This is a genomic window from Kitasatospora sp. NPDC057542, from assembly GCF_042801945.1.
GTDB lineage: Bacteria > Actinomycetota > Actinomycetes > Streptomycetales > Streptomycetaceae > Kitasatospora.
This window is the reverse complement of sequence record NZ_JBHVFE010000362.1, coordinates 1-9,360: the sequence shown is the minus strand read 5'-3', so window position 1 is coordinate 9,360 and position 9,360 is coordinate 1. Positions and strand designations below refer to the sequence as shown.

Annotated in this window: 8 protein-coding genes and 1 riboswitch; of the genes, 4 read left to right on the top strand and 4 right to left on the bottom strand. The window is 73.4% G+C overall.

The window, feature by feature from the left end:
- Nucleotides 1–134: 134 nt before the first annotated feature.
- On the bottom strand, nucleotides 135–1,391 hold the full coding sequence (locus tag ACFU7Y_RS32765; protein WP_380770553.1) for an MFS transporter: 1,257 nt from the start codon (nucleotides 1,389–1,391) through the stop codon (nucleotides 135–137).
- 55 nt (nucleotides 1,392–1,446) lie between these two features.
- Between ACFU7Y_RS32765 and ACFU7Y_RS32760 the strand changes: the two genes are divergently transcribed.
- Nucleotides 1,447–2,487, top strand: coding sequence for an ArsR/SmtB family transcription factor (locus tag ACFU7Y_RS32760; protein ID WP_380770552.1), 1,041 nt, complete (start codon nucleotides 1,447–1,449; stop codon nucleotides 2,485–2,487).
- A 154-nt stretch (nucleotides 2,488–2,641) separates the two neighbouring features.
- Here ACFU7Y_RS32760 and ACFU7Y_RS32755 read toward each other — a convergent pair whose 3' ends face one another.
- Both ACFU7Y_RS32755 and aceB read right to left on the bottom strand, forming a co-directional pair.
- Nucleotides 2,642–3,043, bottom strand: coding sequence for a gamma-glutamylcyclotransferase (locus tag ACFU7Y_RS32755; protein ID WP_224275171.1), 402 nt, complete (start codon nucleotides 3,041–3,043; stop codon nucleotides 2,642–2,644).
- A 144-nt stretch (nucleotides 3,044–3,187) separates the two neighbouring features.
- Nucleotides 3,188–4,870 (bottom strand): malate synthase A, encoded by a 1,683-nt coding sequence (gene aceB, locus ACFU7Y_RS32750; protein WP_224275169.1) that lies wholly within the window; start codon nucleotides 4,868–4,870, stop codon nucleotides 3,188–3,190.
- Between the two features lie 202 nt (nucleotides 4,871–5,072).
- Between aceB and ACFU7Y_RS32745 the strand changes: the two genes are divergently transcribed.
- Both ACFU7Y_RS32745 and ACFU7Y_RS32740 read left to right on the top strand, forming a co-directional pair.
- Entirely contained in the window at nucleotides 5,073–5,870 is a 798-nt protein-coding gene (locus ACFU7Y_RS32745; RefSeq protein ID WP_224275167.1) for an IclR family transcriptional regulator, read from the top strand.
- Nucleotides 5,871–6,203: 333 nt separating this feature from the next.
- The gene (locus tag ACFU7Y_RS32740; protein ID WP_380770550.1) at nucleotides 6,204–6,815 is read left to right on the top strand and encodes a hypothetical protein; all 612 of its coding nucleotides are present in this window, start codon (nucleotides 6,204–6,206) and stop codon (nucleotides 6,813–6,815) included.
- 63 nt (nucleotides 6,816–6,878) lie between these two features.
- Here ACFU7Y_RS32740 and ACFU7Y_RS32735 read toward each other — a convergent pair whose 3' ends face one another.
- Complete coding sequence (locus tag ACFU7Y_RS32735; protein WP_380770549.1) at nucleotides 6,879–8,315, bottom strand: hypothetical protein; 1,437 nt, start codon at nucleotides 8,313–8,315, stop codon at nucleotides 6,879–6,881.
- 1 nt (nucleotide 8,316) lies between these two features.
- Nucleotides 8,317–8,482, bottom strand: a riboswitch (cyclic di-AMP (ydaO/yuaA leader).
- Between the two features lie 479 nt (nucleotides 8,483–8,961).
- Here ACFU7Y_RS32735 and ACFU7Y_RS32730 point away from each other — a divergent pair.
- Nucleotides 8,962–9,291 (top strand): MoaF N-terminal domain-containing protein, encoded by a 330-nt coding sequence (locus ACFU7Y_RS32730; RefSeq protein WP_224275159.1) that lies wholly within the window; start codon nucleotides 8,962–8,964, stop codon nucleotides 9,289–9,291.
- Nucleotides 9,292–9,360 lie beyond the last annotated feature (69 nt).

Sequence of the window (9,360 nt, the reverse complement as noted above, 5' to 3'; positions counted from 1 at the left end):
GGCCCGCTCCCACCCCCGTGGGAAGCGGGCCGGACGATCAGGGGCCGCGGAGGGAACCGCGGATCGGGGGGCCGCGGAGGGGGCCGCGGACCGGGGGCTCGTGGACAGCGGGTTCGTGGTCGGCGGGTTCGTGGTCAGCCGATGGCGGCCGGTTGCTCCGTGTGCCGGACGGCAGCCTGGAGAGCGGCGCCCGCGAGGACGAACACCCCGGCCAGGACGGCCCAGCCGACCGCGCCGTGGGCGACCACGGTCAGGCTGATCACCAGCGGCCCGATCACGTGGGCCGCCGCCTGGCCACTCATGAACACGCCCTGGTACTCGCCGTGGGACCGCGGATCGGCCAGGTCCAGGCTCAGCGTCCAACCGCCCGCGGAGGTGAGCAGCTCGCCGAGGCTGTGCACCAGGGCACCCACCAGGACCGCCGCGGTGGCGACCGCCGCCGGGCCCGACCCCGCCGCCGCGTAGAGCAGGCAGCCGCCCGCCAGCAGCAGGCCGCCCCGGGCACAGGCCCGGGCCGCCGACGGAACGTCGTCCACCCCGCGACTCGCCCGCACCTGGAACACCACCACCAGCAGGCAGTTGACCACGTCGACCGCGGCGACCACCGCCGCCGGCGCGTCCGTCGCGAGCACGATCCACAGCGGGATCCCCACGGTGAGCACCGGGAGTTGGAGCTCCAGCAGCGCGTGCAGCACGGTGACCAGCAGGTAGCGGCGGTCGCGCAGCACCGTCCGCCGTCCCACCGGGGCCACCGGGGCCTGCGGACCGGTCGTCCGGCGGACCGTCGGGTCACGGTCGGGCAGGCCGGCCAGCAGTGCCGTCGCGCCCAGGAAGCTCGCGGCGTCCAGGACCATCATGGTGACGTACCCGGCGTAGCTGTCGGACTGCAGCGCCAGCGCCGCACCGCCGGACCCGACCACCAGCCCCGCGTTCATCACCGAGCGCAGCAGCGAGCGCGAACGCACCTGGGTCTCGGCCGGCAGTGTCCGGGCGATCAGGGCGCTGCGCACCGCCGCCGCACCGCGCTCCAGCACCGTCGCCACACAGGCCAGGGCGACGAAGGCGGCGAAGGAGTGCACGAAGGCGTAGCCGAGCACGGCGAGCGCCTCCAGCGGCCCGACCACCATCAACAGCCGCTTGCTGCCGACCCGGTCCGCGAGCCGGCCCATCGGCACCCCGGCGAACACCCCGCAGACGCCGGCCACGCTCAGCCCGAGCGCGATCCGGCTCGGGGTCAGACCGACGGAGCGGGTCAGGAACAGCACGCTGACGGTCACGAACAGGCCGTTGCCGACGGTGTTCACCAGGCTCATCAGGGCAAGCCTGCGCAGCAGGGGGTCGGCCGGCAGCAGCCGTCGGACGGCCGAGGGAAGCACCGTGGTGGAGGTCATGGCAGTAGGACAGCGGGCTTCCCCCGGTGGCGGAACTCTTTTACCGTTGCGGTCAATGTTCGAGTTCCACTTGGGCGTCGACGACCTCGCCGCCACCTGGTTCGGCTACTCCGCCCTGCAGGAGGCGGTGTTGAGCCTGCGCGCCCGCCACTGGCCCGGGCGCTACCCGGCGCAGCAGCCGTGGACCGCCGGCTGGCAGGACCGCTACGAGACGCTGGACACCGCGTTGCTGGAGTCGATGATCGCGCCGGTCGGCTTCGTGCCGGACTTCCTGACGCCGCGTCCGCTCGGCCCCCGCCCGGACTTCTCGGCCGAGCTGGCACGGCTGGCGGCCACCCCTCCGGAGGTGGTACGGGCCGACGTGCTGGAGGCCTACCGAGGCGGCGGGAACCCGAGCCCGCTGCCGCCGGTGCTGGCCGGGCTGATCGACGACCCGGCGGCGCTGGCCGCCCGGGCGGCCGAGGCGCTGGAGGCGTACTGGACGCGCTGCCTCGCCCCCGCCTGGTGGCCGCGCGCCCGCTCGGTGCTGGAGGCGGACATCGCCTACCGGGGGCGGATGCTCTCGGAGCGCGGGGCAGAGGGGCTGTTCGCGGACCTCGACGCCAGGCTGAGCTGGCACGCCGGGGTGCTGCGGCTCGTCGACCCGCACCCGGCGGTGAAGGCGGTGGGCACCACGGTGAACGTCGCCGGGCGCGGGTTGGTGCTGATCCCGACGCTGTTCGGGCTCGGCGCGCAGACCGACGTCACCCAGGGCGGGCCGCCGCTGGTCTGCTACCCGGCGCGCGGTAAGGCGACGATGGCGGAGGGCCTGGGGCCCGCCGGCGCCGAAGCTCGGGCGGCGGTCGACGGGCCGCTGGCCGGACTGATCGGCGCCCCCAGGGCCAGGCTGCTGGCGCTGCTGGCGACCCCGGCCAGCACGACGGAGCTGGCGCACCGGCTCGGGGTCACCCCGGGTGCGGTCAGCCGTCACCTGGGCGCGCTCGCGGAGGCCGGGCTGCTGGAGCGCAACCGGCTCGGCCACAGCGTGCTGTACCGGCGCAGCCCGCTGGGCGACGCGATGGTGGCGGGGCGCCCGAACCTCGCGGCGGGGGGCTGACAGGTTTCGGTGGACGGATTTCAGCGGACGGACGACGGATAACAGCTAACAGATGACAGATGACGAAAGTTGTCAGCTGTCATCCGTTCCGGCGCCGATCCCCGGCGAGGCGTGCCGAGGCGAGCCGCACCGTGCCGCGTCGCGCCTCCCGCCGTCAGGCCTCGCGCCCGATCGTGGCGAGGTAGGCACGCCAGCCGCCGTGGTGGGTGATCTCGCGGTGCACGCCGCGCTCGACCTCGCCGCGGGCCAGCAGCATCGACAGGCAGGCCGAGCCGTCCTCCAGCTTGATGACACCCAGCTCCAGCTCCCGCGGTTCGCCCGGCAGGATGACGTCCCGCAGCCGCTCCAGCGGGATGTCGTACAGCTCGCCCTCGATGGCGGTGTCCGCCTCCGGGTCGGCCAGCAGTCCCGGACAGACGTCCGTCCCGCCGCTGTGGTCGATGGAGAAGAAGCGGTAGCCGGGGGCGGTCCGGGCCGGCCCGATCAGCGAGTCGGCGACCTTGGCGTGGAAGGGGCCGCCGACCATCGCCTGGCCGTTGAAGAACATGCGCGTCATGAGTGAACTCCTCACGTGGAAAAGACCGTTCCGCACGGCGACGAGAGGACAGGTGGATTCGTCGCCGTACGGAACGCAGTGGTGGACCGCCGGGGTGCCACAGACCGGCAGGCAGCAGCGGTGGCACCGGCGGGCAGGTCGGGCTCAGCCCAGCAGGGGCAGCGCGGGAAGGGTCAGGAAGTCCACGAACTCCTCGGCCAGGGCGACCTGTTCGAAGAGCCTGGCGGCCTCGTGCCAACGGCCGGCACTGTAGGCCTCCTCGCCCAGTTCGGCGAGGAGTCCGGCCAGCTCCGCGGCGACCAGCGCGCGGACCAGCTCGGCGGTGGCCTTCTCCCCCGTGTCGGACAGCACGACCCCGTTGTGGATCCACTGCCAGATCTGCGAGCGGGAGATCTCGGCGGTGGCGGCGTCCTCCATCATGTTGAAGATGCCGACGGCGCCCAGACCCCGCAGCCAGGCCTCGATGTAGCGGATGCCGACCTGGACGGCGTTGTGCAGCCCCGCGTGGGTGCAGGTGCCGCCGGCGCCGGCGATGTCGAGCAGCTGGGCGGCGGTCACCGGCTCGGCCGGGCCGGGGTTGTCCTTCTGGTGGGGGCGCTCGCCGAGCACCGCGTCGAAGGAGGCCCGGGCGACCGGCACCAGGTCGGGGTGGGCGACCCAGGAGCCGTCGAAGCCGTTGCCCGCCTCCCGGTCCTTGTCCGCCCTGACCTTCTCCAGCGCGGCCGCGTTGACCTCGGGGTCGCGGCGGCTCGGGATGAACGCGGCCATGCCGCCGATCGCGTGGGCACCGCGCTTGTGGCAGGTCTGCACCAGCAGCCGGGTGTAGGCGGACATGAACGGCGAGGCCATGGTGACGCTGTTGCGGTCCGGCAGGATGTAGTGCTCGCCGGCGTCGCGGAAGTTCTTGACGATCGAGAACAGGTAGTCCCAGCGCCCGGCGTTGAGGCCCGCCGCGTGGTCGCGCAGCTCGTGGAGGATCTCGTCCATCTCGAAGGCGGCGGTGATGGTCTCGATCAGCACGGTCGCCCGGATCGTGCCGTGCGGGACGCCGAGTTCGGCCTGGGCGTGCGTGAACACGTCGTTCCACAGCCGGGCCTCAAGGTGGCTCTCGGTCTTCGGCAGGTAGAAGTACGGGCCGGAGTTCGGGTCCCCCTCGCCCTTGGCCAGCAGTCGGGCGGCGTTGTGGAAGAAGTAGAGGCCGAAGTCGACGAACGCGCCGGCCACCGGGGTGCCGTCGACCAGCAGGTGGTTCTCGTCCAGGTGCCAGCCGCGCGGGCGGACCACGACGGTGGCGAGCTCGGCGGCGGGCTTGAGGGCGTAGGCCTTCCCGGCCGCACTGGTGAAGTCGATCCGGCCCTCGAAGGCGTCGATCAGATTGACCTGGCCGCCGACCACGTTCTCCCAGGTCGGGGAGGTGGCGTCCTCGAAGTCGGCGAGCCAGACCCTCGCCCCGGAGTTGAGCGCGTTGACGACCATCTTGCGGTCGGTCGGGCCGGTGATCTCGACCCGGCGGTCCTGGAGCGCGCGGGGCGCCTCGGCGACCTTCCAGTCCCCGGCCCGGATGTCGGCGGTCTCGGGGAGGAAGTCCAGCGTGCCGGCGGCGGCGATCTCGGCGCGGCGGCTCCTCCGCCTGGCCAGCAGTTCCTGCCGGCGCCCCTCGAAGGCGCGATGGAGCCCGCCGACGAAGGCGATCGCCTCCGGAGTGAGCACCTCCTCCGCCCGGTGGACACGAGGACCGGCGACAGTGACGACCGGAGCGGAAGGGGAGGACGCGGTTGGGGGTACCCCCGGCCGGAGGCTGGGGGAGGGCCCCTGATCTGCAGCCATGAGCAGGACACTCCTAAGACGGTTGAGCCTGGCGAGGGGAGCTCCGGTGGGAGGTTCCCCGGGGAACTTCCTCGATCGGAACCCGCCTGTCGGCGAGTTCGATTCTGTAGGGTGGAGACTAGTTTCCGCGATACAGAATTTCAACGGTTTGTTGAAGAGGTCGCCGGGACTCTACTCCTCCCCGACAGCGAAAGGAACGCCGGTGGTTGCGACCCCCGACCCGGCATCGACGACAGGCGCCGAACGCGCGGGCGGCGGCGTGCAGTCCGTCGAACGCGCCTTCCAACTCCTGGAGGCGCTGGCCGACTCCGGCGGCGTGGCCACCCTCAGCGAGCTCTCCACCAGTTCCGGCCTCCCGATGCCGACCATCCACCGACTGGTTCGTACCCTCGTCCAGCAGGGCTATGTCCGCCAGGACACCACGCGCCGCTACACCTTGGGCCCCCGGCTGATCCGCCTCGGCGAGACGGCCGGCCGACTGCTCGGCAGCTGGGCCCGCCCGTACCTGGCCGAACTCATGGAGGCCACCGGCGAGACCGCCAACCTGGCGGTGCTGGAGGGCGGCGAGGTGGTGTACGTCGGCCAGGTCCAGTCGCGCCGCTCGATGCGGATGTTCACCGAGGTCGGCCGACGGGTGCAACCGCACTGCACCGGCGTCGGCAAGGCGCTGCTCGCCCAGCTGCCCGAGGACGAGGCCCGCGCCGTCCTCGGCCCCAACCCGCTGCCCGCGCACACCGAGTACACGGTCACCGACCCGCAGGAGCTGATGCGCCAGCTCGTCGAGGCACGCTCGCGCGGCTACGTGGTCGACGACCAGGAGCAGGAGATCGGCGTCCGCTGCATCGCGCTCGCCGTCCCGGGCGCGCCGACGCCCACGGCACTCTCGGTCTCCGGCCCGGAGGCGCGCATCCGGGCCCTGGAGGAGCAGGCCGGGGCCGCCTCACTGGTCCCCGTGATGCACCGGATCGCGACCCGGCTGGGGCAGGTTCTCGCCCCCTGACGCCCTGTCAACCATCGCTGCCGGCCCACCCGGTCGGAGAGGCACGCCGCTTCATCCGTTCGGGCGGACGACGGGCGGGTTGTCCCCGGGCTCCGGCGACGGCTCCGCCACCCTGGTGCCGACGCCGCCCGCGACGGCGCGGGCGGCCGGGACGCGAGGGCAGGGTGAACGGGGATGGAGCAGCAGCACCGGGACGTTCGGGGCGGTGAGGTACCGGGTGGCCACGTACCGGGCGGGGGTGTGCGGGGCGGCGGCGCACGACCTGCCGCGAGAGGCCGGGGGTTCGGCGGGGCCGGACTGGCCGCGGCCCTGGCAGCGGGGTGCGCGGTGACGGTGTCGGCCACCGACCCGTCCTGGGCGCTGCGGCGGCCCGAGCCCCGGCCCGCGCTGGAGGTCGTCACGACGGGCGCGTCCACGGTGTCCACCCTGCCCGTCCCGGCGGCGCCCGGGGCCTCCACCCTGCCGGCCCTGGCGAAGCCCGGAGCAGCGACGGACGCGGGATCCGAGGCCTCCACGCTGCCCGCGCCGGCCGCCGCTCGGCCGTCCGCCTCCGACCTGGAGGTGGTCCGGACCGCCCCGGACCCGGCCACCCCCGGCGGCACCACCACCGTCCGCGCCTTCGTCGGCAACGGGGGCCCGGACACCACCGCCTCCCCGTTCACGGTCGTGGTGACCCTGCCGGAGGGCGTCAGCCCGGAGGGTCCGTACTTCCCTTCCGACTGCCAGGTGCTGGGCCACGGCCGCACCGTGCGGTGCATGTTCGGGCCCGGGCTGCGGGAGGGGCGCAGCGCGACCGCCCTCGTCCCGGTCCGGCTCGACCCGCAGCTGCCGGTGGGCAGGCTGAGCGGCGGCTCGGTCGTGGTGCGCGGCGCGGACGACCGGAACGAGGGCAACAACCGGCAGCCGTTCGACATCGCGGTGGTCGAGACGACTGCCGGCTCCTGAGTCACGCGGTCCCGCCGGTGGGGCCGGCCCGGCCTGCGGAACCGTCCTGCCGATGGCCCGTTCCTACCGGTAGACGCGGACGTAGTCGGCGGCGAAGGTGATCGGGGCGGTCCCCTGCGGCGCGGGGTGGTACTGCCCCGCGCACACCGAGAGGCTGAGGTTCAGGTACGCCGACCAGTCGGCACCGACGCCCTTGCCGTCCGAGAAGACCCTGACGCCGTTGACGTACCAGTCCACCGAGTTGGCGCCGTAGTGGGTGCCGATGGTCACCCACCGGTCCTTCGCGATGGCGCTCGCGTCGGTGTAGTACCTCGCGCTGCCCGGGTTGACGTGGTTGGTCAGCTCCAGCAGGTTCGGGTTGTCGGGGTGGTACTCGAAGGAGTCGACCTCGCCGTTGCCGTTCTTCCAGGTCCACAGGGCCGGCCAGGCGCCGCTGCCGGCGGGCAGCTTGACCCGGGTCTCGGCGTAGTCGCCGGTCTTGACCTGGAAGCCCTCGCTGGATCCCTCAGTGGTCAGGAACCCGGTGTTCCAGGACTGCTTGCCGTTCTCCAGGGCCGGCCCGCCGGGCGTGGCGGTGAAGGTGGCGACCCCGTTGGCGACGCTGACGTTGTTCCTGTTCAGCCAGTCGAGCTTGTTGTCGCCCGGGTTGTGATTGCCGTACTTGTACGCGGTGCTCTTGTCGCCGACCCAGCGCCGGCCCCAGCTGATCGCGCCGTTGAACTCATCCGACCAGGTCAGCGACTTGCCAGCGACAGGGGAGGACGGCGCCGGGGCGCTCGGGCTCGGGGTTGCGCTCGGCGACGGGGTCAACGTGGTCGTCGGGGTCGACGAGGCCGGCGTGGTCGGCGTCGTCGCGGTGGTCGGGGTCAGCTCGGCGGTCAGGGTCAGCTCGGCGGTCGGGGTCGGCTTGGTCGTCGGGGTCGGCTCGGCGGTCGGCGTCGGGGTCGGCGTCGGGGTCGGCGTCGCGATCGGGGTCGAGGTCGGGGTCGGGGTGGACGTCCCGGTGGCGGAGACGACCAACTGCTGCGACGGCAGGTTGTGCCAGGCGCCGCCGAGCTCCTGCCAGAAGCCGAACCGGGTGTACGTCCCGGCGGGCAGGGCGCGCGCACCGCTGGTGAAGTCGACCCCGCTCGGGCAGATCTGCACGTTGGAGACGTTGCCGGGGAAGTCGAGGTTGTTGCCGCGCGCGTCGCGCACGCCCACACCGACGGTCTTCGCGGTGAAGCAGGCCGCGGAGTGCAGGCCGAGCGAGGCGGTGGTGGCCCTGCCCGCGACCATGGTGGCGGGGCCGAGCCGGTCCTGGGTGACGGTCGACGCGGTGACGGCCTGGGCACCGGTGACCGCCGACAGACCGAGCAGTCCGGCGCCGCTGATGGCGAACGCCCCGGTGGCGGCGAGGGCGGCATTGCGTCCGCGGTGGGACGGACGGGCATGGCGCGGTCCACCGCGGCGGGCGGACGCGGGCGCCGGCCGGTGCGTCGAGCTGGCAGGCTGGGGCATGGGGTGACCTCTGCGACGCCTGCGAGGTGAGCTGTCGGGTTCGGGCTGAGGTCGCCCGGCCGCCTGCGGAGCGGCTTCACCCCTAGCCGCGGCCCGTACGCTCTGGCGTGCGGCCCGGGCGCTGACCTTGGTTCCCCCGCTCCCGTCCGCTGTGGTGCTCGGTGACCCGCCGGCGGGTGGACAGGATTCGGCGTCCCGGCGGCGGGGTCCGCGAGGGCGGACGACCGTTGCAGGCTAGGTGGGTCGTACGTGGGCGGACAACTCGGCCGGGCAGGTTGTCGCGCAGCTCACAGTGGTGTCGATCAACGACGCTGCGTGGCAGTCGAGTTGATCAATTTCCGGGAGCGGGAGAGCCAAGGCGGGCCAGGCGGACGGGCGTCCGGCGCCCAGGCGAGCTCCAGGTGGTTCAGGCCGGCGAGCAGCCGGGTGCCGCCGACCGCCGCGATGCCGATGGTGTCCAGCGCGCTCGCGGTGAAGACCAGCGCATCCGGGCGGCCGCGTGGTGGCGGACCGTACCGTGGCGAGTGCCTGACCGAGTGCGCCCGGTCGGATAAATTGGAAGCCTGACATCATCCGCCGTGCACAAGAGCGGCGAGCCCGACCGGATGCTCGCCACGACCGAACAGGAACGAGGACCCGCCCCGCCATGACCGCGCCCCTGCCCGCCTTCGCCGGCCGCACCTACCTCTTCCGGGCCGACAACGGCGCGGCCTTCCGCAACACCTACTCGGCCGACGGCACGCGGCTGCGCTGGGAGGGCCTCGGCGAGTCCGCGGGCCAGTGGGAGGACGTGCGGCTGCACGTCGCCGAGGTCGCACCGGAGATCTACTTCGTCAGCTGGACGGAGCAGAGCGGGATCACCGTCAGCCACGTGATGGACCTCGGCAAGCTGACGGTGCGGGCCTTCTGGACCTTCGAGGGCGAGGGCGGCCGGGTCGGCGAGCTGCACACCGGGACGCTGGAGCGGGTGGCCTGAGCGGCGGGACCGCTGCGCGGGAGCCGTACGGCTCGTGAACGACCGAACCCCCGGGGCCGTGGCCCCGGG

Bases quoted from the DNA above. Each gene is read 5' to 3' on its own strand.
- ACFU7Y_RS32735 (WP_380770549.1), bottom strand. From the start codon at position 8,315: ATGCCCCAGCCTGCCAGCTCGACGCACCGGCCGGCGCCCGCGTCCGCC.
- ACFU7Y_RS32755 (WP_224275171.1), bottom strand. From the start codon at position 3,043: ATGACGCGCATGTTCTTCAACGGCCAGGCGATGGTCGGCGGCCCCTTC.
- ACFU7Y_RS32760 (WP_380770552.1), top strand. From the start codon at position 1,447: ATGTTCGAGTTCCACTTGGGCGTCGACGACCTCGCCGCCACCTGGTTC.
- ACFU7Y_RS32765 (WP_380770553.1), bottom strand. From the start codon at position 1,391: ATGACCTCCACCACGGTGCTTCCCTCGGCCGTCCGACGGCTGCTGCCG.
- aceB (WP_224275169.1), bottom strand. From the start codon at position 4,870: ATGGCTGCAGATCAGGGGCCCTCCCCCAGCCTCCGGCCGGGGGTACCC.
- ACFU7Y_RS32730 (WP_224275159.1), top strand. From the start codon at position 8,962: ATGACCGCGCCCCTGCCCGCCTTCGCCGGCCGCACCTACCTCTTCCGG.